The sequence below is a fragment of the Priestia sp. USM5 genome (genome assembly GCF_058323215.1).
This window is the reverse complement of sequence record NZ_JBSGKN010000001.1, coordinates 4235001-4255523: the sequence shown is the minus strand read 5'-3', so window position 1 is coordinate 4255523 and position 20523 is coordinate 4235001. Positions and strand designations below refer to the sequence as shown.

The 20523-nt window shown below is 37.9% G+C and carries 25 protein-coding genes (1 of these 25 cut by a window edge); 16 read left to right on the top strand and 9 right to left on the bottom strand.

The window, feature by feature from the left end; translation table 11 throughout:
- Nucleotides 1-122 precede the first annotated feature (122 nt).
- Complete coding sequence (locus tag ACWATA_RS22415; RefSeq protein ID WP_033580772.1) at nt 123-1250, bottom strand: amidohydrolase; 1128 nt, start codon at nt 1248-1250, stop codon at nt 123-125.
- A gap of 60 nt (nt 1251-1310) precedes the next feature.
- Nucleotides 1311-2213 carry a TIGR01777 family oxidoreductase gene (locus tag ACWATA_RS22410; protein WP_165635409.1) on the bottom strand — a complete coding sequence of 301 codons (903 nt, stop codon included), beginning with the start codon at nt 2211-2213 and terminating at the stop codon, nt 1311-1313.
- A gap of 97 nt (nt 2214-2310) precedes the next feature.
- Here ACWATA_RS22410 and recX point away from each other — a divergent pair, with 97 nt between their 5' ends.
- On the top strand, nt 2311-3120 hold the full coding sequence (recX, locus tag ACWATA_RS22405) for a recombination regulator RecX (RefSeq protein WP_098999469.1): 810 nt from the start codon (nt 2311-2313) through the stop codon (nt 3118-3120).
- 108 nt (nt 3121-3228) lie between these two features.
- On the opposite strand, the gene ACWATA_RS22400 is transcribed toward recX, so the two are convergent.
- Nucleotides 3229-3882 carry an SDR family NAD(P)-dependent oxidoreductase gene (locus ACWATA_RS22400; protein WP_028412435.1) on the bottom strand — a complete coding sequence of 218 codons (654 nt, stop codon included), beginning with the start codon at nt 3880-3882 and terminating at the stop codon, nt 3229-3231.
- Between the two features lie 82 nt (nt 3883-3964).
- Between ACWATA_RS22400 and ACWATA_RS22395 the strand changes: the two genes are divergently transcribed.
- Nucleotides 3965-4279: a YfhH family protein gene (locus ACWATA_RS22395; RefSeq protein ID WP_028412434.1), complete on the top strand. Its 315-nt coding sequence runs from the start codon at nt 3965-3967 to the stop codon at nt 4277-4279.
- 84 nt (nt 4280-4363) lie between these two features.
- On the opposite strand, the gene ACWATA_RS22390 is transcribed toward ACWATA_RS22395, so the two are convergent.
- The gene (locus tag ACWATA_RS22390) at nt 4364-4519 is read right to left on the bottom strand and encodes a small, acid-soluble spore protein K (RefSeq protein ID WP_028412433.1); all 156 of its coding nucleotides are present in this window, start codon (nt 4517-4519) and stop codon (nt 4364-4366) included.
- A 135-nt stretch (nt 4520-4654) separates the two neighbouring features.
- Here ACWATA_RS22390 and ACWATA_RS22385 point away from each other — a divergent pair, with 135 nt between their 5' ends.
- Nucleotides 4655-4924, top strand: a complete 270-nt coding sequence (locus ACWATA_RS22385) for a YfhJ family protein (protein ID WP_028412432.1) — start codon at nt 4655-4657, stop codon at nt 4922-4924.
- A gap of 63 nt (nt 4925-4987) precedes the next feature.
- On the opposite strand, the gene ACWATA_RS22380 is transcribed toward ACWATA_RS22385, so the two are convergent.
- Entirely contained in the window at nt 4988-5968 is a 981-nt protein-coding gene (locus ACWATA_RS22380; RefSeq protein ID WP_074682687.1) for a metal-dependent hydrolase, read from the bottom strand.
- A 242-nt stretch (nt 5969-6210) separates the two neighbouring features.
- Between ACWATA_RS22380 and mutY the strand changes: the two genes are divergently transcribed.
- Nucleotides 6211-7305, top strand: a complete 1095-nt coding sequence (gene mutY / locus ACWATA_RS22375; RefSeq protein WP_028412430.1) for an A/G-specific adenine glycosylase — start codon at nt 6211-6213, stop codon at nt 7303-7305.
- 34 nt (nt 7306-7339) lie between these two features.
- On the opposite strand, the gene yfhS is transcribed toward mutY, so the two are convergent.
- On the bottom strand, nt 7340-7564 hold the full coding sequence (yfhS, locus tag ACWATA_RS22370; protein ID WP_014461827.1) for a mother cell protein YfhS: 225 nt from the start codon (nt 7562-7564) through the stop codon (nt 7340-7342).
- 116 nt (nt 7565-7680) lie between these two features.
- On the opposite strand from yfhS, the gene fabL reads away from it, so the two are divergent.
- The 5 genes from fabL (at nt 7681) to ACWATA_RS22345 (ending at nt 11924) form a co-directional block, all read left to right on the top strand.
- Nucleotides 7681-8430 carry an enoyl-[acyl-carrier-protein] reductase FabL gene (fabL, locus tag ACWATA_RS22365; protein WP_028412429.1) on the top strand — a complete coding sequence of 250 codons (750 nt, stop codon included), beginning with the start codon at nt 7681-7683 and terminating at the stop codon, nt 8428-8430.
- 97 nt (nt 8431-8527) lie between these two features.
- On the top strand, nt 8528-8821 hold the full coding sequence (locus ACWATA_RS22360) for a gamma-type small acid-soluble spore protein (protein WP_028412428.1): 294 nt from the start codon (nt 8528-8530) through the stop codon (nt 8819-8821).
- 189 nt (nt 8822-9010) lie between these two features.
- On the top strand, nt 9011-9271 hold the full coding sequence (locus ACWATA_RS22355) for a YgaB family protein (protein WP_014461824.1): 261 nt from the start codon (nt 9011-9013) through the stop codon (nt 9269-9271).
- 195 nt (nt 9272-9466) lie between these two features.
- Nucleotides 9467-10003, top strand: coding sequence for a nucleoside tri-diphosphate phosphatase (ntdP, locus tag ACWATA_RS22350; RefSeq protein ID WP_013055163.1), 537 nt, complete (start codon nt 9467-9469; stop codon nt 10001-10003).
- 169 nt (nt 10004-10172) lie between these two features.
- On the top strand, nt 10173-11924 hold the full coding sequence (locus ACWATA_RS22345; protein ID WP_473050182.1) for an ABC transporter ATP-binding protein: 1752 nt from the start codon (nt 10173-10175) through the stop codon (nt 11922-11924).
- Nucleotides 11925-11959: 35 nt separating this feature from the next.
- Here ACWATA_RS22345 and ACWATA_RS22340 read toward each other — a convergent pair whose 3' ends face one another.
- Nucleotides 11960-13048 (bottom strand): FUSC family protein, encoded by a 1089-nt coding sequence (locus tag ACWATA_RS22340; protein WP_013081550.1) that lies wholly within the window; start codon nt 13046-13048, stop codon nt 11960-11962.
- A gap of 327 nt (nt 13049-13375) precedes the next feature.
- Complete coding sequence (locus ACWATA_RS22335) at nt 13376-14674, bottom strand: glutamate-1-semialdehyde 2,1-aminomutase (protein WP_028412426.1); 1299 nt, start codon at nt 14672-14674, stop codon at nt 13376-13378.
- Between the two features lie 202 nt (nt 14675-14876).
- Between ACWATA_RS22335 and ACWATA_RS22330 the strand changes: the two genes are divergently transcribed.
- From ACWATA_RS22330 to perR, 6 genes are all read left to right on the top strand, one after another.
- Nucleotides 14877-15890: an ATP-binding cassette domain-containing protein gene (locus ACWATA_RS22330; RefSeq protein WP_165635408.1), complete on the top strand. Its 1014-nt coding sequence runs from the start codon at nt 14877-14879 to the stop codon at nt 15888-15890.
- Nucleotides 15883-16674 (top strand): ABC transporter permease, encoded by a 792-nt coding sequence (locus tag ACWATA_RS22325; protein WP_013055168.1) that lies wholly within the window; start codon nt 15883-15885, stop codon nt 16672-16674. The genes ACWATA_RS22330 and ACWATA_RS22325 overlap by 8 nt, the downstream gene beginning before the upstream one ends.
- A 9-nt stretch (nt 16675-16683) precedes the next feature.
- Nucleotides 16684-17469 (top strand): ABC transporter permease, encoded by a 786-nt coding sequence (locus ACWATA_RS22320; protein ID WP_013055169.1) that lies wholly within the window; start codon nt 16684-16686, stop codon nt 17467-17469.
- Nucleotides 17470-17561: 92 nt separating this feature from the next.
- Nucleotides 17562-17954 carry an ion channel gene (locus ACWATA_RS22315; protein WP_013081554.1) on the top strand — a complete coding sequence of 131 codons (393 nt, stop codon included), beginning with the start codon at nt 17562-17564 and terminating at the stop codon, nt 17952-17954.
- A gap of 69 nt (nt 17955-18023) precedes the next feature.
- On the top strand, nt 18024-18494 hold the full coding sequence (bcp, locus tag ACWATA_RS22310) for a thioredoxin-dependent thiol peroxidase (protein WP_165635407.1): 471 nt from the start codon (nt 18024-18026) through the stop codon (nt 18492-18494).
- Nucleotides 18495-18748: 254 nt separating this feature from the next.
- Entirely contained in the window at nt 18749-19183 is a 435-nt protein-coding gene (gene perR / locus ACWATA_RS22305) for a peroxide-responsive transcriptional repressor PerR (protein ID WP_165635406.1), read from the top strand.
- A gap of 22 nt (nt 19184-19205) precedes the next feature.
- On the opposite strand, the gene ACWATA_RS22300 is transcribed toward perR, so the two are convergent.
- The gene (locus tag ACWATA_RS22300) at nt 19206-19565 is read right to left on the bottom strand and encodes a YgzB family protein (RefSeq protein WP_014461817.1); all 360 of its coding nucleotides are present in this window, start codon (nt 19563-19565) and stop codon (nt 19206-19208) included.
- A gap of 222 nt (nt 19566-19787) precedes the next feature.
- Here ACWATA_RS22300 and ACWATA_RS22295 point away from each other — a divergent pair, with 222 nt between their 5' ends.
- On the top strand, nt 19788-20523 hold the 5' portion of the coding sequence (locus ACWATA_RS22295; RefSeq protein ID WP_013055174.1) for a nucleotidyltransferase-like protein. It continues 131 nt past the right edge of the window; only the first 736 of its 867 coding nucleotides appear in the window; it begins with the start codon at nt 19788-19790; its stop codon lies off the right edge, out of view.

Below are 20523 nucleotides of genomic sequence, written 5' to 3'. Positions count from 1 at the left end.
GCCTTCCCATTACAAGTCAACAAACATAAAAAGTCAACGTGTGATGTTTATGCTTTTGTGAAATTCACATGCTTCTAAACGTATCATACTAAAAAAAATAAAAAAAGAAAATAGGTAAAATGTTAATTTTTTTTAAATAATATTTTACCATCTATCATGGTGAAAATAGGCTTTGCTAAGTAGTGAAAGGGATGATGGCTCCATAGCACTAAATCAGCGTCTTTTCCTGCTTCGATACTGCCGATTCGATGATCAATACGGAGATTCCGAGCAGCAGTAATCGTGATGCCTTCTAATGCTTTTTGCTCTTCGAGTCCTTCACGTACGGCAATGGATGCGCAAATATTTAAATACTGAATAGGCGTATAAGGATGGTCCGTTGTAATGGAAACTTCTACTCCTTCATTGCAAAGAGCTTGATAGGTTTTCCACGTTTTATTCTTAAGTTCAACCTTTGAGCGGCGTGTTAAAGTTGGACCTACGCTCACTTTTAAATTTCTTCCACCCAGCTCTTTAGCAATTAAATGGCCTTCTGTACAGTGCTCAATACGGACGTCTAAATGAAATTCATCTGCTAAGCGAAGAGCTGATAGAATATCATCGGCTCTATGAGCATGAATCCGAACTGGAATTTCTCTATTCAGTGCTTGAGTGAGAGGTTTGATGCGCAAATCATCTTTGTTGTCACTGCTTGCTGCGTGATAAAAGGCTTCTCGCAGCATCCCCATAATACCCATTCGCGTAATCGATTCTTTATTGCCGTGGCTGTGAATTCGTTTTGGATTTTCTCCTAGCGCAATCTTAAGTCCAGCTGTCTCTTGAATTAACATTTGAGAAATGCTTGTTCCAGCTGTTTTAATAACGGAAGTTGTGCCTCCAATCACATTTGCACTTCCTGGCATAATGTGTACAGACGTAATACCCGCTTCAATGGCATCTTTAAACCCAGGATCTAAAGGATGTACACTGTCAAAAGCTCGGATATGTGGAGTCATAGGTTCAATGGTTTCGTTAGCATCATTCCCGGCCCAGCCGGTTCCTTCATCATATAATCCTAGATGTGTATGAACATCAATAAATCCAGGGAATAAATAACGCTGTTTGCAGTCAATGACTTCTACTCGAAGAGGTGGCTGCAAGTTTGGCCCAATTAAAACAATTTTTCCATCTTGAATGAGCACATCACTATTATAAATAGGTTTTGACGTAATAGGATAGAGCGTTGCATTTTTTAAGAGAATGGTTTTCATAAAGTTACTCCTATCTATCGGCAGCTTAGTCACCTGTTTTAGGGAAATAACAGAAAATAACTAGAGTAAATCTCGCAATGCATCTTCTAATACAGTATATGTAAAAATGTAATTCTGTTGAATCAATTTTTCAGGTAAAACGCGCTGTCCCTTTAAAATAATCATACTCATTTCTCCCATCAGCAGTTGAAGGCCAAAGCTAGGTACGGGCATCCAATGAGGACGATTCAACACTTTTCCAATCGTCTTTCCAAACTCTTTCATTTGAACGGGATTTGGGGCAGTGACGTTAACAGCTCCCTCTATTTGTTCGGTATGAATACAGTAATCAATGATCTTCACGACGTCTTGAAGATGCACCCAAGACATCCACTGTTCTCCGGAACCGACTGTTCCTCCTGCAAATAATTTATAAGGAAGGGCCGTAGAAGGAAGTGCTCCGCCATCTTTCCCTAATATAACGCCGAATCTTGTTAAGACAGTACGAATATTGAGTTTCATGGCTTTTAGCGCTTCATTTTCCCACTTTTTTACCGTTTCAGCCAAAAAGTCTGTCCCGATCGATGGAGAAGCTTCTGTGAACGTTTCTTTCGTTGATGTCCCGTAATAACCAACGGCGCTTGCATTTACATAAAGTGACGGTTTTTCGGGTAAAGAAGCCATAATGCGAAGAATTTCTTGAGTAGAAGAAAGGCGACTTTCCACGATGGCTTTTTTGCGTTCGTCCGTCCAGCGGCCACTGTTAAGTGAAACGCCAGCTAAATTGATAAAAACGTCTGCTCCTTCTACATGCTCTTCAGGTTGGCTGTTTTCTTGCATCCACTCTACATATTTAAGTTTCGGATCTCTTGCAGCTTTATCTGCATTGCGTGTTAAAATATATACATAATGTTTTTGTGTTAAAAAATGTTTTGTTAAAGCTTTACCTACGAATCCAGTTCCTCCAGCAATAACAATTTTCATACGAACTTCCTCCTTTATTGAGATAAATAAAAATGTGTATGATACGTTTGGCGGTTCTTCAGCCATCAATTTAATAAGAAATATGAGGTGAAGGTTAATGCCTGTTGTCACAAAGATCACAACGCAAAAGAATAGCGGTGAACGTTATAATGTGTATTTAGATTATGGTAAAGGTGAAGAGTTTGGCTTTGGTGTTGACGAAAATGTCCTCATCAAATATGACTTAAAAAAAGGTCGTGAGCTTGATGAATTTGAATTAACGGAAATTCAGTACGCAGATGATGAGAAAAAAGCTTATAATTTAGCGATCATTTACTTATCTTATCGAATGCGCTCTGAAAAAGAGGTACACGATTATTTAAAGAAAAAAGAAATTAACTCTACTATTATTCAACAAGTTATTCAGAAACTAGTCAGCCACCGTTATTTAAATGATGAAGAGTTTGCCAAAGCATTTGTGTTAACTCAGATGAACACAACACCAAAAGGACCAAATGTGATTCAAAGAGAATTAAAAGAAAAGGGGATTTCTGATTCCATTATTACCCTTAGTTTATGTGAATACCCTGAAGAACAGCAAATTCAAACTGCTGTAAAATTAATTGAAAAGTTAAAAGGGAAATATAAAAAATTATCTCAAGTAATGATGAAACAAAAAATGGAACAAGCATTGGCAGTGAAGGGCTATTCGTTTTCTGTTATTCAAGAAGCATTTCAGCGAACGGATACAGAAAAAGAAAGCGATGAGGTTTGGGAAGCTCTGCAATATCAAGGAATGAAAGCTCATCGTCGTTTTTCAAAGTATGAAGGCTGGGAATATCAGCAAAAAATGAAGCAGGCTCTTTATAGAAAAGGATTCTCCATTGAACAAATTCAATCATTTCTAGATTCTATTGAAGAGGAATAGAGCGGGGAAAAAAGTATGTTAGTTGAAGGAAGATCCGAACGATGAATCGAGATTCTTGATAGAGAATCCAACTCGTTCGGATTTTTTTATTGTGATGCTTCAATCTTTTTAAAACAAAATATCTTCTGAATCATTCTGCTGTTTATAAATAATCTCAGCGATTTCTGAAGCTGAGCGCAAGCGGCTTTTATCTTTAATGTGGTTGTTGTGATCCCAAAAAGGAGTATTCATGCCTCCCATATAAGCTGCCGTCACATGAAGGTTGGTATCTTGGTACTCCACTTTTAAACTTTCTGTAAATCCCCTTACGCCAAATTTACTTGCCACATAGACGCTTTCATTGGCTTTCCCTCGAAGTCCTGCAGTTGAAATGATATTCATAACTTTAGGTTCAGGTCTCGTCAAGAGATGAGGCATAAGCGCTTGTGTTAAAAAAATAGTTCCTTTTACATTTGTATCGATGACTTCATCGATTGCTTGTTTTGTATAATCTGTCAAAGGACCAAAATGTCCAATGCCTGCGTTGTTGATAAGGATATCTACTGAATGCTGCATCAGCAGTTTTTCTACAGATTTTCCTACTTCTTCATACTGTGTAATATCTACAGACATCGTATATACGTTTTCTCCTAGCTCATGCTGGGCCTCAGTTAATTTCTGTTGATTGCGTCCAGCTAGAATGACGTTGCAGTCTTTTGCGTAAAGTTTTGCGAGTTCTTTTCCAAGACCCGTCGCACCGCCTGTGATTAGCACTGTTTTCATTCCCAAAACTCCCTTTTCATAGTCTCCCTTTAGTTATACCTTTTGTTATAATAAAATGAAAGCAAACAAGGGGGAAAGCAGCATGTCTGAAAAACGTTACAGTGATATGACGACGTATGAACTTCAACAAGAAATTGGGTCTCTTCAAGAAAAAGCACGAAAAGCTGAACAGCTTGGCATGGTCAATGAGTATGCAGTATTAGAAAGAAAAGTAACAATGGCTAGATCGTACTTATTGGATCCTGAAACGTTTCAAGCAGGGGAAGTATATGAAATTCAAGGAGATCCGGGTTCATATTTTAAAATTGATTATATGAACGGAGTTTTTGCATGGGGGTTTAGACTTGGCTCACCGCAAAACGAAGAGGCATTGCCTATTTCCATGTTGAAAAAATAAAGGGACGAACAAGCAGCACGAAGTGTGCTGCTTGTTTGATATCTATATTCGCTTTACTTTTAAACAAATAAGCAAAGCAAGCGGTTATTCTTCGCGCTCATTAGAAGCATGCATACGTTCTTGCGGATGCGTATTGATCGTTCCATTTGCACGTTTTGAAGCGTATTCTGCTTTTGCTCGAGGTTCGCCTTCAAACTTAGTATGATGTTGGTTTGTAAAATCTTTTGCTTTATTGCGCATCGATACCTCTCCTTTTACAACAGAAAGCGTTGCGGTTATGATATAGTACATGAGGGAGTGAATAACTCCGCATTTATAGTGTAAGTTAAAAGTGCAAACATACTCATAAAGAATTTTGGTAATCGAGGTGTTCTTATGAACGATATATTCGAAAGATTAACGAATCAGCTATTAAGCAAAAATAGTTCGCTTTCATACGCTCAAGCCCGTACATGGGTCGAACTTTTCTGGGAAGATTTTGAGTCATCTTACGCAAAAGCAGGATATGATTATAAAGGGAAAGAAGCGACGGAAAAGGTTGTTACGATGTACATCAACAGCTACGGTGACAAACTTCATGAAATCGCGGTTAAAAACCCTAAATATCAGCATTTATTAAATAACGATGACTATTTAAAACATTAAATAAAAACGAACCGTCTTCTCAAGACGGTTCGTTTTTGGGTTTCATATTTGTTCTTGTTATGATTAGTGCGGGAGGTAATCAAGCTTTTTACGCAATTTTTTCTCACTGAAAATCCAACCAGTGTACGAACAAATAATATTTAAATCGTAATCAAGCTGGACCACGGCTACAAATGGATAGTAGTCTTTGCTGCGGTAGCGTAAATCAATAAAACGCACTTCAATGTGGTCGTTATATTCGTCCAGTTCCCATCTATAAATAGGTGAAAAGGAAAGAAAAGCAGATAAATTTTCATCTTTTTTCGCTACTTCAATTACGGCCGATTCAGGAATTGGAACTTTATCAAACGTATCATAAATAAAAATTTCTTCTCCGATTGCTCTTCCTACATGAAAGTACTTTTCGGTCGTCACGGCTAAGTGCCAGTGAGTGAAACGCAGCGTAGGAGAGATATTGAGCTTGATAACATCAGGAAACTGTTTTCGAAGCTTCTTGGCGATTTGGTGGCGCATATAAAAGCGCAGTCCATAGTAAAACGCCAATAACACATATAGCGTAATGAATGTTGGTCCTGGCTCTGCTCCAATAAACCAGATTAAAATTGCGAGCACGTGGGCTGAGAAAATCACGTAATCAAACGTGTTGATTACGCCAAGCGCAATCCATTTATTTGTGAAAGGCCGTAAAGCCTGCGTGCCATAAGCGTTAAAGATATCAACAAAAACGTGAATAATGACGCCTGCAAAGGTCCACATCCATAGGTGCAGCAAGTTAGCTCCTGGCAGCAGAAGCGAAAGAATGAGCACGATAAGCAAAGGCCATAAAATAACAGCCGGGATAGAATGTGTAATTCCACGGTGATTGCGGATATACTGTGCATTGTTTCGCAGCTTTAAAACAGTGTCTAAATCAGGTGCTAATGACCCGGCCATTACGCCAATCATCACAGCATCCATTGTGGCTGTATTCGCAGATACAGTGGGGTCTAATGTTGCAAGGCCGCCCAGAGCGATTCCCATTGCAATGTGTGTACCAGTATCCAGAGCGAACTCCTCCTTTGTAAGATGATGACGATCTTAGATTATTCTAATTCAGCATGAAAGCTTGATTTAAAGCAAAAAATCTCATTTTATTATTAACGCAGCAAATCGGCTGTTTTTATTCATTATTTGAACAATTCATTTTACTATTCATATTTGTAGTTGTTATAAGGTTATCATAAAGTTACTAAGATTCAAAAAGCAACACATTGTATATGTATAGTTAATACCTCGGAGGCTATGACGTGAAACAAAGTAAAGATATTGTACAAAATTTTGATATTCAAGCATTTCAAAATGACTTAATCTCTTGGTTTGAGCAGGAACAGCGCATTTTACCTTGGCGTCAAGATCAGGACCCTTATAAGGTGTGGGTATCTGAAATTATGCTTCAACAAACGAGAGTAGATACGGTCATTCCTTATTTTAATAATTTTATTAGCAAATTTCCCACTATCAAAGACTTAGCTTATGCGAATGAAGATGATGTGTTAAAAGCGTGGGAAGGATTAGGCTATTATTCCCGTGCCCGTAATTTGCAAACTGCGGTTCGAGAAGTTCACGAACAATACGGGGGAGAAGTTCCAAATACGCCAGCAGAAATCTCCAAACTAAAAGGAGTGGGTCCTTATACAACAGGGGCCATTTTAAGTATTGCATACGGAGTGCCGCAGCCTGCTGTAGATGGAAATGTCATGCGTGTGCTATCGCGCATTTTATCCGTTTGGGATGATATTGCAAAACCGAAAACAAGAAAGTTGTTTGAAGAAATCGTGCATGAAATTATTTCAACAGATAACCCTTCCTATTTCAATCAAGGTATGATGGAACTTGGTGCCATTGTCTGTACACCAACTTCTCCTTCCTGTTTGTTATGTCCAGTTCGCGAACACTGCCGCGCTTTTGAAGAAGGAGTGCAGAATGAGCTTCCCGTTAAATCAAAGAAAAAAGCGCCGCGTGCTCTTCAGCTTGCTGCAGCGGTGATTAAAGACGGTGAAGGAAATTATCTAATTCATAAGCGTCCAAGCAAAGGACTTTTAGCTAATCTATGGGAATTTCCAAATATAGAAGTAGATCTTAGTATAGCGCCAGATCATCAGCAGCTTCAGGCGTTTATTCAAAATGAGTACGGAGCTGATATTAAAATCCATGCGCCTTTTACCACAATTCAGCACGTGTTTTCTCATATCGTCTGGAACATCACAGTATATGAAGCAGAGCTTGCAAGTGATATCAGTGCATTAAAAAATTTGAAAGTAGTTTCTGAAAAAGACTTAGAACAATATGCATTTCCGGTTTCCCATCAAAAAATCTTAAAAGAATATTTGCTTGTTAAATAAAAGAAGCGTGGATAAACTCCGCGCTTCTTTTTATTTAATCATATGATACGTGCGTGCCGTGTGTATAATCTGCTTCGTGGCGCTGTAACCCGCCTCGTGCTTCAATTTCTTTAATAATTTGCTGATGAATACTTTGTCCTTCAGCATTTAAATACGGCGTCATTTGCTGTAAAGAGTGATGGAAAAACGCAAGCTCGCTGTCTTTCCACTCGCTTTTAGAAATCATTGAAAGAGCCGTCATGTCTCTACCTACATACATTCTATTCACCTCGTTCATTTTATCAAGTTTTATCTATTTTCCCTATATTACTTGTTTCTTATGCGATAAAATCAGTACAATGTAAAGATAATATGATACATAAGGGAGATGACATCATGTCACAAAAGGTAGCACTAGTTACGGGAAGCAGCAGAGGTATTGGTAAAGAGATTGCTTTACGTCTTGCTAAAGAAGGATACGATATTGTATTAAACTATGCACGAAGCAAAAGTGCAGCGCAGGAAGTAGCGGAAGAAATCAAAGCATTAGGCAGAGAAGCATTAGTTGTTAAAGCAAACGTAGGAAAAGTAGAAAAAATTAAAGAAATGTTTGAGCAAATTGATGACGCATTCGGTCGCTTAGACGTATTTGTAAGTAATGCAGCTTCAGGAGTTTTACGTCCTATTATGGAATTAGAAGAAACTCACTGGAATTGGACAATGGACATCAATAGCAAAGGATATTTATTCTGTGCACAAGAAGCGGCTAAACGTATGGAAAAAGTAGGCGGAGGAAAGATTGTTACCATCAGTTCGCTCGGTTCTATTCGCTATTTGGAAAATTATACAACAGTAGGCGTGTCAAAAGCTGCTGTAGAAGCATTGACCCGCTATTTAGCAGTGGAGCTTGCTCCAAAAAATATTGTGGTAAATGCTGTATCTGGAGGTGCTGTGGATACAGAAGCATTAAAGCACTTCCCAAATCGTGATGAACTGTTAGATGATGCGCGCAAACATACTCCAGCTGGTCGTATGGTGGAGCCAAAAGACATGGTAGATGCAGTGATGTTCTTAGTCTCCGATCAAGCAAATATGATTTGCGGTCAAACGCTTATTATTGACGGAGGGCGTTCACTTTTAATGTAAGGTAAATGTATTTTGTGCTTGCGCTTTAAAATACTGAAAAAAGTTTGCATACCCTATTTACCTCCCGGGCATATTAATTTTCGTGGAGGTGATTACAATGGCAAAACAAACTAACAAAACAGCATCTGGTACAAGCACACAACACGTGAAAAACCAAAATGCTCAAGCATCTAAAAACAACTTCGGTACTGAATTTGGTAGCGAAACAAATGTACAAGAAGTGAAGCAACAAAATGCACAAGCAGCGGCAAACAAAAGCCAAAATGCTCAAGCATCTAAAAACAACTTCGGTACTGAATTTGCTAGCGAAACAAGTGCTCAAGAAGTGAGACAACAAAACGCACAAGCTGAAGCAAAGAAAAACCAAAACGCTGGTAAATACCAAGGTTAATATCAAAAGCGAACTTAACGTCTTTCAAACGGCGATGTTAAGTTCGCTTTTTCTTATATAAAAAGCAACAAAGTATGACAAAACTTCTTGAAACTTTACACAACTCGTCAAAGGAATCTGTCTCACCTAAACAGAATGTTAACAGAAGTGCCGCGTGTATGGTTAAAGCAAATAGGGAGGAGCTATCGTATGAAAAAATTTGATCAGCTAGTGACTCAACAATTGGAGACCATGGATCAACTTCTGTTTTTGCAGTCTGAGATTGAGCGCTGTCAGGAAATCGAAGGTGAACTAGTAAAACTTCATGAAGAAGCAAAACTTCATTCTGTGCAAGATGAAATTAGTGAAATGAAGCTAAAATTAAAAGAGATTCAATTGACGTTTGAAGCACAAACCGAAGACATTATTCGTACATATAAAAGTGAAGGGGCTTGCTCTACACTTGCTTAATGAACATTGATGTGTCACTTCCTCTCTTTTTTAAGGCTGCTAAGCAAAGGAAAAGTAGGGGGAGTGACTTTTTTGAACTCAAGAAGGTTAGCACATTTGTGTTAAAATGAGAGAGAAACCGTTATAATAAACATAAGACAAATGGAGACGTTATATGAATTTTTTTAAGTGCTAAAATGAAAGTAGGTATTGGAGATGGGAATTCCGGTGGAAGGAGAAACAATTCAAATACACAGCTACAAGCATAATGGACATATTCATCGCGTGTGGGATCGGACAACCGTATTAAAAGCAACCAATAACTTAGTGATTGGAGGAAATGATCGTACAGTCGTTACAGAATCAGATGGACGAACATGGGTCACAAGAGAGCCGGCAATTTGTTATTTTCATGCTCAGCAGTGGTTTAACGTCATTGGGATGATCCGTGAAGATGGAATTTATTATTACTGCAATATCAGTTCGCCGTTCATTTATGATGACAATGAAGCGCTCAAATATATTGATTATGATTTAGATATTAAAGTCTATCCAGATATGACATACACCCTTCTTGATGAAGATGAATATGAGAAGCATCGAAAAGAAATGAATTATCCAGAAGTGATTGACCGTATTTTACATAATCACGTCGAGGAGTTAAAAGGTTGGATTCGACAGCGAAAAGGCCCGTTTGCTCCAGATTTCATTGACATTTGGTATGAACGTTTTTTAACATATCGGCATTCTTGATGAATGAGCTAGAGAACATTATGTTAGGCCGTCTAAAGCTGACTGTTTGATATAATGTTCTTTTTGGCGTTATGGTCGCCATCTTTTAGAAGAGATAAAAGCACTAAAAAATCGACGCGTGTACATATACTAAGGAAGCTTGCCCTCATAGATAGAAAGGGGAGATTTTATGGGAAGTATAAGACGCTACATGAAGTTTGTACAGCCATACAAATGGCAAATTGTCGGCACTGTCTTAATTGGTATTATTAAATTTGCTATTCCTTTATTAATTCCGCTGCTTTTGAAATATGTTTTGGACGATATCGTAAATGGACATGGCATGTCTTCCTCTGAAAAAGTTCATAAAATGGTGACGATTATGGGGATTTCGTTTGTTATATTTTTAGTGTTAAGACCTCCCATTGAATATTACAGGCAGTATTATGCTCAGTGGGTATCGAGCAAAGTATTATATGATATTCGGGATCAGCTGTTTAGCCATATTCAAAAGCTTAGCTTGCGTTACTATGCAAACACGCGAGCGGGTGAAGTGATTTCACGAGTCATTAATGATGTAGAGCAAACAAAAAACTTTGTTATCACAGGCTTAATGAACGTATGGCTTGATATGATGACGATTGTAATAGCCATTGTGATTATGTTTACGATGAATGTACCTTTAACACTGGTATCGATTATTTTGCTGCCCGTTTATGCGTTCTCTGTAAAATATTTTTACAGTCGTCTGCGCCATTTAACGCGAGTCCGTTCGCAGGCTTTAGCGGAAGTACAGGGTCACTTGCATGAAAGGGTTCAAGGAATCTCTGTTATTCGCAGCTTTGCTATTGAGCCTCATGAGCAGAAACAATTTGATAAGCAAAATTCAAATTTTCTACAAAAAGCAATCAATCATACGAATTGGAATGCCAAAACATTTGCAGTAGTGAACACCATTACCGATTTGGCACCTTTAATCGTGATTACATTTGCTGGATATCAAGTCATCACAGAAAGTCTTAGCGTAGGAAAGATGGTAGCATTTGTGGCCTATATTGACCGCTTGTATAATCCGCTTCGCCGCTTGGTCAATTCATCGACTACGCTCACGCAGTCTGTTGCATCTATGGACCGGGTGTTTGAGTTCATTGATGAAGAATACGATATTACAGACAAGAAAGATGCAAAAGAATGTACTGAGCTTCATGGAAAGGTGCAGTTTGAGCACGTTTCATTTGCTTATGAAGAAGAAGAAAAACCTGTGATTCATGATATTAATTTAGATGTAGAAAAAGGAAAATCCGTTGCGTTTGTTGGAATGAGCGGAGGAGGGAAATCCACGCTTATCAGCTTAATTCCGCGCTTTTATGATGTGACAGAGGGGAAAATTCTCATTGATGACATTGATATCAAAACCTATAAAGTACGCAGCCTGCGAGATAAGATTGGAATCGTCCTGCAGGATACGGTGTTGTTTAGTGACACGGTTAAAAACAATATACTGCTTGGAAAGCCAGGAGCGACAGATGAAGAAGTAATTGCTGCGGCAAAAGCCGCAAATGCCCACGATTTTATTATGAATTTGCCCGAAGGATATGATACAAAAGTGGGAGAGCGGGGAATGAAGCTATCAGGGGGACAAAAGCAGCGTATTTCCATTTCGCGCGTATTTTTAAAAAATCCAGCTATTCTTATTTTTGATGAAGCCACTTCAGCTCTAGATTTGGAAAGTGAGCACTATATTCAAGAAGCATTAGCTGAACTAGCAAAAGACCGTACGACTTTCATTGTAGCCCATCGTTTATCTACAATTACTCATGTTGATGAAATTGTACTTTTAGAAAATGGAAGAGTAGTCGAACGAGGTTCTCATGAGGAGTTAATTAAGAAAAAAGGTCATTACTATCAGCTCTTTAACGTTCAGCAGCTTGATACAATTTAAAAACACCACCTATTGTCTAACAATAGGTGGTGTTTTTAATCTTCTTGTCGCTGATGATTAATATCAAATGAGTTAGCATCTTTGTGATAGTTTTGGAACGTATCAATCAGCTTATCAAGATGCTCTAACTCTTCACTATACTCAATGATGACAGAAATTAAAGGGAAGATATGATAAATAACCTTATTCTCTTCATCATTATCGTATATTTTGTACTGCATAAATTTATCGATTAAAGCTCGTTTTCCAACGCAGGCTTCGTTTGGTACAGTAGTGGTTGGCTGTACGCGTAATTTCCCAATGAATTTTAATAATACTTGCTCATGATACATTAACAGGCACTCAACTTCAGATTTGATTAAATCTTGAAATTGCTGTGGCATGACTTGAAGATCATTTTCCACTCGGTGAAGTAGTTTCAAGGTTGTAAGAGCTCGTGTTGTTACGGTAATCATTTGACGAAATAAAACGAGCTTGCGTGACTTAACAAAACGTTTTTTGGTTGAATAAGTGCGTTCTTCTTTGTAAAAATCAAAGATTTGATTCATTTTAGCCACATTGTCTTTCATTTTTTCAATGTCTTCTTTTAACAATGTGTGCTCAGATGCGTGATAAAGATTCATGCGAATCCATTTAATAATTTCTTCCGTTGTGCTTACAATTTTATAATACAATCTTGTTTCATACTTTGGCGGAATAAAAATAAGATTGACAATAAATGCTGAGAATACCCCAAGTAACACTGTACCAAAGCGTATAAGTGCATATTCAACGAAATTATCTCCTGGATTTTCCATGATTGCAATTACTGTCACAAGCGCAAGCCCAATTGTATTATTAATACGTAATTTTAAGTTGACTGCAATGACAACAACAGCGGTAAAACCAATAATGATGGGATGGGTACCAAAAATAAGTCCAAAACAAACTGCAGAAGCAGCTCCAATCACATTCGCCTGTATTTGCTCCAATATCGTTAAATAAGATCTGTAAATAGACGGTTGAATTGCAAAAACTGCCGCAATTGCCGCAAATATTGGAGATGGTAAACTTAGAAATTCACCTAATAACAATGAAAGTGTAATGGCAATTCCCGTTTTTAAGATGCGGGCACCAAGTTTCATGTGCGTTCGTAGTTCCTTTCTGTAAAAAAGTTTTTTCGTTATGAAGAATGTTCCCCAAAACAAATGATAAATTGCAAAAATCAATCCTTCTTTATTACATAACCTGTTGGAAATAATATAAACAATAACATACTATACAAGGTTTAAGAATGGATATCAAGAGAAAACAAGCAGAAAAATAAGGGTATTTCTCGGGATTTTTCGACAGGATGACAAAAAGGAGATGACGCGTAAGAAATGGTTATGAAAGGTGGGAATGTTCTATAAGGAAACCCAAAGGCAAGATAAAAAAGCACTCATTTTCAAACGAGTGCTTTAGAGTAAAAATTAGCGTTCTTCACTTAACTGTTTAAATGCTTTTTCTACAGCTTCTAAAGTGTCGGTAATATCTTTTTCTGTATGAGCTGTAGTAAGGAACCATGCTTCATATTTCGAAGGAGCTAAGTTGACGCCTTGGTGGAGCATTAGTTTAAAGAAGCGTGCGAATAATTCGCCGTCTGTATTTTCTGCTTGTTCATAGTTTTTAACCGTTTCTGTTGTAAAGTAGAGAGTAAGAGCGCCTTTTAATCGATTGATCGTAATAGGCATGTTATATGTACGAGCATGTTTTAAAATACCTTCTTCGAGCATCGCCCCTAGCTTATCTAGCTGTTCATAAACACCTTCTTGCTTTAGTACTTCCAGGCAAGCAATCCCAGAAAGAATAGACGCTGGGTTTCCTGCCATTGTACCTGCTTGATAAGCCGGTCCAAGCGGCGCCACTTTTTCCATGATTTCTTTTTTACCGCCGTAGGCTCCGATTGGAAGACCTCCGCCGATGATTTTTCCAAATGCAGTCAGATCAGGTTTTACACCAAGTAAATCTTGAGCTCCGCCGTACATAAAGCGAAATGCTGTAATAACTTCATCATAAATAACAAGTGCTCCAGCTTCGTGAGTTAATTCGTTAACTTGTTCTAAAAAGCCAGGTTCTGGCTCAACAATTCCAAAGTTTCCAACGATTGGTTCTACTAAAACAGCTGCAATTTGATCGCCCCATTTTTCTAATGCTTCCTTGTAAGGCTCAATATCGTTAAAAGGAACTGTGATGACTTCATTAGCGATACTTTTTGGTACACCTGCAGAGTCAGGAGTTCCGAGCGTAGAAGGGCCAGATCCAGCTGCTACCAATACAAGGTCGGAATGGCCGTGATAGCAACCTGCAAATTTAATGATTTTATCGCGTCCAGTATAAGCGCGTGCTACACGGATTGTTGTCATAACTGCTTCTGTTCCAGAGTTGACGAAGCGCACTTTATCTAATGCGGGCATCGCTTCTTTGAGCATTTTAGCAAATGTGACTTCATGAGCAGTCGGCGTACCGTAAAGAACACCAGTTTCAGCTGCTTTTGTAATAGCTTTCGTGATATGAGGATGAGCGTGTCCTGTAATAATAGGGCCGTAAGCTGCTAAATAGTCAATATATTTATTTCCATCGACGTCCCAGAAATAAGCTCCGCTTGCCTTTTCCATTGCAACAGGTGCTCCGCCTCCTACGGCTTTATATGAACGTGAAGGGCTGTTAACGCCGCCTACAATATGTTCGAGCGCTTCAGCGTGTAATTGTTCTGATTTTGTAAATTGCATGTTATGCCTCCTAATGAAAAGTTCAACTTCTTTATTCTATCAAACTTATTTGTTTCTTGAAAAACATTCGAGAACGTGTATGATAGAAATTTGTGAGCTAACTGCTAGAAAATAGTTCCTCGTTTCTTGGAGGAGTTGCTAGCAAGGGCGCCGGAAACAATAAAAGAAACCACTAATACGTCGACGTAACGGAGGGAATACGATGAAAAATGCTATTGAGGTGAATCAACTTCGGAAAGAATTTAAAGCTTATTCTAGCCGCTCTGGCCTTAAAGGGGCATTCCGGGATTTATTTACCCGTAATTATAGAGTCATGAAAGCTGTGAACGATATTTCGTTTACCGTAAAACAAGGGGAAATGGTAGGTTATATAGGAGAAAACGGAGCGGGGAAATCGACAACAATCAAAATGCTGACAGGAATCTTAACTCCTACTTCAGGCGAGATTACCGTAAATGGAATGAACCCTCATAAAGAAAGGGAGAAGTTTGCCCAAACGATTGGAGTTGTTTTTGGTCAACGCTCTCAGCTGTGGTGGGATATTGCCGTACAAGAATCTTTCCGCTTGTTAAAAAAAGTATACAAAGTGTCAGATGAAGATTATAACGCTCATATGGAGCACGTTATTCAAACTTTAGATATTGGACCGCTTCTAGATAAGCCGGTGCGAAAGCTTTCTCTAGGTCAAAGAATGCGCTGTGAGCTGGCTGCTGCTCTTATTCATAATCCGCCGCTTCTATTTCTAGATGAACCGACGATCGGTTTAGATGTACTAGTTAAATTAAAAATCCGCCAATTTTTAAAAGAAATTAATGAAAAGTATAATACGACAATTTTGCTTACGACACATGATTTAGCAGATATTGAAGCTTTATGTGAACGCGTTGTAATGCTGGATGAAGGCAGTATTATTTATGACGGATCACTGCAAAAGCTGCGTTCGAATTGGGGAGACCTTAAACAAGTTACGTTTGAATTTGGAACAGCTCCAAATCAAGAACAGTTGAAGCTATTGACGCAAGGGATGCCTGTTAACTGGATTGAAGGTGATCAAAAATATTTGTGGACAGCGCAGCTTCAAAATAAAGGAGACTTACTGTCACAGCTGATTGCTAAAGTGGTGGCAAAGCACGAAATCAGTGATATTAACATTGAAGAAATTTCAACGGAAGAAATCATCCGCAACATTTATGAAGAAGGTGTTGTGAATGGATAAATATATAGAGATGATACGCATTCGCTTTTTAATGATGCTGGCGTATCGGACGAATTATTACAGCGGAATATTGATTTATGCGATTAATATTGGTGCTTACTACTTTTTATGGTCCGCTATTTATGGAGGAAAAGAGAATATTCAAGGGTTATCTATTACCCAAATGACAACGTATGTAGCCGTTTCATGGATGGCAAGAGCCTTTTATTTTAATAACATTGACCGTGAAATGGCAATGGAAATTAAAGATGGCAAGGTGGCAGTAGAGTTAATTAAGCCTTATAGCTACCTTGGTATGAAAACAATGCAAGGACTGGGAGAAGGGATTTTTCGGCTGCTGTTTTTCTCAGTGCCCGGTATGATTATTGTCGCGTTTTTATTTCCAGTACAGTTCTCAGCCAATGCCGCAACATGGCTTTATTTTGGACTGTCTTTAATTTTTAGTTTCATTATTAATACACAAATTAATTTATTAACGGGTATTACTACTTTCTTTCTCTTTAACAATGACGGACTCATTCGAGCGAAGCGCGTTGTTATTGATTTGTTTTCAGGACTTCTTCTGCCCATCAGTTTCTATCCTTTATGGGCGCAACATATTATGAGCTATTTCCCTTTTCAGGCCATTAGTTATATTCCGAGCATGATTTTCACAAATGGATTTAAAGGGCAGGAAGTAATAAATGCTCTTATTACACAAGCAGTTTGGTCAGGGCTTCTATTTATTCCTATTGCGTGTTTGTGGAACATAGCGAAGAAAAAAATGGTTATTCAAGGAGGGTAGTCTATGAAAATGTTTTATTTTTCGATTTTCTTTCAGTACATTAGTCAATATATGAAAACAAGGCTTCAGTATCGCACCGATATGGTAGTTGAAATCATTTCAGACTTATTGTTTCAAACAGTTAATTTGATTTTTATTTTAGTTGTATTTGGACATACTCAGTCGCTGCACGGATGGTCACGAGAGGAAATTATCTTTATTTATGGTTTCTTTTTGGTCCCTTTTGCTATTTTTTCGTCTTTCTTTAACATTTGGGATTTCAACGAGCGCTACATTGTCAAAGGTGAAATGGACCGAATTTTAACGCGGCCGATTCACAGTTTGTTTCAAGTTATTTTAGAGCGGATGGAACTGGAATCATTGTTTGGTGGTATCACAGGGATTGCCGTAATGGCTTACGCTGCGTCTTCTTTACACCTTCATTTCCAGTGGTATGATGTTTTTATTTTTCTATTGTTTATTTTAGGAGGAGCGCTTGTATACGCAGGAATTTTCATCGCCTTAGCAAGCATAGGCTTCTGGTCGGATGCCAGAACCTCTATTATGCCTACTATTTATAATATTGGAAACTACGGAAGGTATCCTGTAGATATTTATAACAATGTCATCCGATATGTTTTAACGTGGATTCTTCCTTTTGCATTTGTAGGCGTATATCCAGCTGCTTATTTCTTAGGAAGGTCAGAATGGTACGGATATGCATTTTTAACTCCGGTGATGGGAATCGTCTTTTTTGTAATCTCTATTTTCTTATGGAATACAGGTGTCAAAAAATACAGAGGAGCAGGCAATTAAATGCCTGCTCTTTTTCGTGGCTTCTGAGTAGTAATGAATGGACAAGGATGCGCGTATAGTGGTAGTAGAGTATAAATTAAAGGAGTAGAATGATGGTTATTTTTCTAATCCTCGTTATCATTGTTTTTGTAATCGGTAGTATGAAGTTTCTTTTTGAAAAAGAACTTGGAGAATTTCATTTTTTCTCAATTGGTCATTTCTTTGTCTTGTTTTATTCATATATCACAGTTTTATTGGGGTTTAGCCTTATTTATACAGTGTGTGAGATGGGAAGTATTCCAGTGTTAAGCGGAGGGTTTGAACATGAAGGTCATTACTTTTATACGCTGTTTAACAGCATGTATTTCAGCGCAGCGACGTTATTTTCAGTAGGATACGGAGATATGTATCCGGTTGGAATTGGGAAATTATTTGCAACTTTTGAAGCGTTTATCGGCTACATTATGCCTGCAATCTTTGTGATGCGAACTGTTACCCGCACTTAAACTTGTCATCTTATCTAATATTGGGTACGCTATTCAAAGAAAATGAAAAGCGTAAAGGAGCAGATAAATATGACAGCTGTAGTTGGAGAAAAAGCACCCGATTTTGTATTAATGTCTACAAATGGAGAGCAAGTATCACTCGCTTCGATGAAAGGAAAAAACGTTGTGCTGTATTTTTATCCGAAAGATATGACGCCAGGCTGTACAACGGAAGCTTGTGATTTCAGAGATCAGCATGAAAATTTTGAAGAGCTAGATGCGGTGATTCTAGGAGTGAGCCCCGATCCAATCGACAAACACCATAAGTTTATTGATAAGCACGGTCTTCCATTCTTGCTTTTAGCTGACGAAGGTCACAGCGTAGCTGAAGAGTATGGAGTATGGAAACTGAAAAAAAACTTTGGAAAAGAATATATGGGCATTGAACGCTCCACTTTTATCATTGATAAAGAAGGAACGCTCGTAAAAGAGTATCGCAAGGTTCGAGTAAAAGGGCATGTGGAAGAAGCTTTATCATTTATTAAAGAAAAAATGGCATAAAAACAGGCAGATAACTAGAGCAGTTTTAGTCTTTGAACATACAATATCAGTGTAGGGCATACCTCCTCAGATGTTAATATATTTAAAAGTGTGGATTGATTTCCACACTTCTTTTTTTGCATAACATATATGAATAATTTCTACTTATTACATAAAATAGGAATAGGCATCAAGTTGACAAAACGTGGGTAAAACATGTAGACTAATTATAAGAATTATAAAGTAATAATACTTATAGAAGAGGGGTGCATGACGTGTCAAATTATTTACAAGAAGCCCTTGAAACGTTAAAAGGTACTGGCGTTCGTATTACACCACAACGTCATGCTATTTTAGAGTATTTAATCAATTCTATGACACACCCAACAGCAGATGATATTTATAAAGCGCTGGAAGGTAAGTTTCCAAATATGAGTGTAGCAACCGTTTACAATAATTTAAGAGTATTTCGCGAAGTAGGTATTGTAAAGGAACTAACATACGGTGATGCATCAAGCCGGTTTGATTATGTTACAACAGAGCATTACCATGTGATTTGCGAAAGCTGCGGAAAAATTGTGGATTTTCATTATCCTGGTTTAGACGAAGTAGAAAAGCTGGCTGCTCATATTACTGACTTTGATATTAGTCACCACCGAATGGAAATTTACGGAACGTGTCCTGATTGTACGGCTAAAAAAGCGCATTAATAAGCTGATAGTAGTGATACTATCAGCTTTCTTTTTGTTTTTTTCTATTATACTTTTCATCGAATTGTTTTCCTTCAAGAGACCGGTCAAGCGTAAGCGGCTCGTTGCAATACATACACATATCTACGCGCCCTAGCATTTTGGTTTGCTTTTGACATGTAGGGCAGGTTACTTGAACTGCTTTTGTAGAAAGCATGCCAATCCAGAAATAAACGCCGGTACTAGCTACGATGCACAGTAAACCTAAAAGCATAAAAATAGTCATTAGCCAGACTGAAGACCGAAAGAAAATTCCCCCATACATAACAATGAAACCAACAAAGATCAGGCTGAGTGCAAACGTGCGAATCTTGTTAATTTTATTTGAATACTTTATCCCCATCAGTATCCCCCCTATTACCAATATATCATAGAGTGAGACAGTGAATAGTAATAAAAATTGAATCTTCGGAAAATTATCCGTAGTTTTTGAGCTTTCTGAATGATTTCCATAATTCTGAGTGGGATATCCGTTATACATCGTATATAATAAAAAAAGAAATCTTAGTCCATAGCCTTTAAAATTTTGAAAAATATTTGTCTATTACAGTTAGGAGAGCTCAAAATGGAAGATGTTTTACGGCCAATATATCAAGAAAGAGCTAGCAATAAAGACACACTCGGTATTTTACTGATTGAAAAAAAGAAATCAGAATCTCCAGTGACGGATAATTTGGATGCTATCTTATTTATTGTGACCAAAACCACAGAAACTTCTCTTTTTATTAAACAATACGAATATGAAAATGAGCGTGCTGCACTTTATATGGCTTCTGAACAGCAAATGAGTGAATGGATTATGAATGGGACGAACCGCCGTATTATTGATTGGATCTTAAATGGTAAAGTGCTATTTGATCGAAACGAATATATGGAAAACTTAAAGAAACGCTTAATTGATTTCCCTAGAGAAGATCGGACAAAGAGAATAGGTGTCGAGTTTGCTAAGTTGATTCGCCGATTTAAAGAAGGAAAAGACTTTTATGCGTCTAATCATTATTTAGATGCATTCAATCATGTCATTCATGCTCTTCATCATTTAGCACGACTGTCTGTGTTGGAAAATGGATTTCACCCAGAAGTGACAGTGTGGAACCAAGTGAAAAAAATAGAACCTGAAATTCATCGTCTTTACGAAGAGCTAATTATTAGCCAAGAAGAGGTTAGCAAGCGTTTGGAGCTGCTTTTCTTAGCAAGTGAATTTCTAGTCAATAAAAAAACTGAATTGGGTGCGAAGCATCTTGTTCATATTATGAAAAGTGAAAAGCAGGAATGGACGTTTAATGAACTTGTTCATCATC

Bases quoted from the DNA above. Each gene is read 5' to 3' on its own strand.
- ACWATA_RS22320 (WP_013055169.1), top strand. From the start codon at position 16,684: ATGTTTTATTTTTCGATTTTCTTTCAGTACATTAGTCAATATATGAAA.
- ACWATA_RS22385 (WP_028412432.1), top strand. From the start codon at position 4,655: ATGAACGATATATTCGAAAGATTAACGAATCAGCTATTAAGCAAAAAT.
- ACWATA_RS22345 (WP_473050182.1), top strand. From the start codon at position 10,173: ATGGGAAGTATAAGACGCTACATGAAGTTTGTACAGCCATACAAATGG.
- ACWATA_RS22355 (WP_014461824.1), top strand. From the start codon at position 9,011: ATGAAAAAATTTGATCAGCTAGTGACTCAACAATTGGAGACCATGGAT.
- recX (WP_098999469.1), top strand. From the start codon at position 2,311: ATGCCTGTTGTCACAAAGATCACAACGCAAAAGAATAGCGGTGAACGT.
- fabL (WP_028412429.1), top strand. From the start codon at position 7,681: ATGTCACAAAAGGTAGCACTAGTTACGGGAAGCAGCAGAGGTATTGGT.
- bcp (WP_165635407.1), top strand. From the start codon at position 18,024: ATGACAGCTGTAGTTGGAGAAAAAGCACCCGATTTTGTATTAATGTCT.
- ACWATA_RS22400 (WP_028412435.1), bottom strand. From the start codon at position 3,882: ATGAAAACAGTGCTAATCACAGGCGGTGCGACGGGTCTTGGAAAAGAA.
- ACWATA_RS22330 (WP_165635408.1), top strand. From the start codon at position 14,877: ATGAAAAATGCTATTGAGGTGAATCAACTTCGGAAAGAATTTAAAGCT.
- ACWATA_RS22340 (WP_013081550.1), bottom strand. From the start codon at position 13,048: ATGAAACTTGGTGCCCGCATCTTAAAAACGGGAATTGCCATTACACTT.
- ntdP (WP_013055163.1), top strand. From the start codon at position 9,467: ATGGGAATTCCGGTGGAAGGAGAAACAATTCAAATACACAGCTACAAG.
- ACWATA_RS22315 (WP_013081554.1), top strand. From the start codon at position 17,562: ATGGTTATTTTTCTAATCCTCGTTATCATTGTTTTTGTAATCGGTAGT.
- ACWATA_RS22390 (WP_028412433.1), bottom strand. From the start codon at position 4,519: ATGCGCAATAAAGCAAAAGATTTTACAAACCAACATCATACTAAGTTT.
- ACWATA_RS22335 (WP_028412426.1), bottom strand. From the start codon at position 14,674: ATGCAATTTACAAAATCAGAACAATTACACGCTGAAGCGCTCGAACAT.
- ACWATA_RS22325 (WP_013055168.1), top strand. From the start codon at position 15,883: ATGGATAAATATATAGAGATGATACGCATTCGCTTTTTAATGATGCTG.
- ACWATA_RS22300 (WP_014461817.1), bottom strand. From the start codon at position 19,565: ATGGGGATAAAGTATTCAAATAAAATTAACAAGATTCGCACGTTTGCA.
- yfhS (WP_014461827.1), bottom strand. From the start codon at position 7,564: ATGTATGTAGGTAGAGACATGACGGCTCTTTCAATGATTTCTAAAAGC.
- ACWATA_RS22410 (WP_165635409.1), bottom strand. From the start codon at position 2,213: ATGAAAATTGTTATTGCTGGAGGAACTGGATTCGTAGGTAAAGCTTTA.
- ACWATA_RS22360 (WP_028412428.1), top strand. From the start codon at position 8,528: ATGGCAAAACAAACTAACAAAACAGCATCTGGTACAAGCACACAACAC.
- ACWATA_RS22415 (WP_033580772.1), bottom strand. From the start codon at position 1,250: ATGAAAACCATTCTCTTAAAAAATGCAACGCTCTATCCTATTACGTCA.
- ACWATA_RS22395 (WP_028412434.1), top strand. From the start codon at position 3,965: ATGTCTGAAAAACGTTACAGTGATATGACGACGTATGAACTTCAACAA.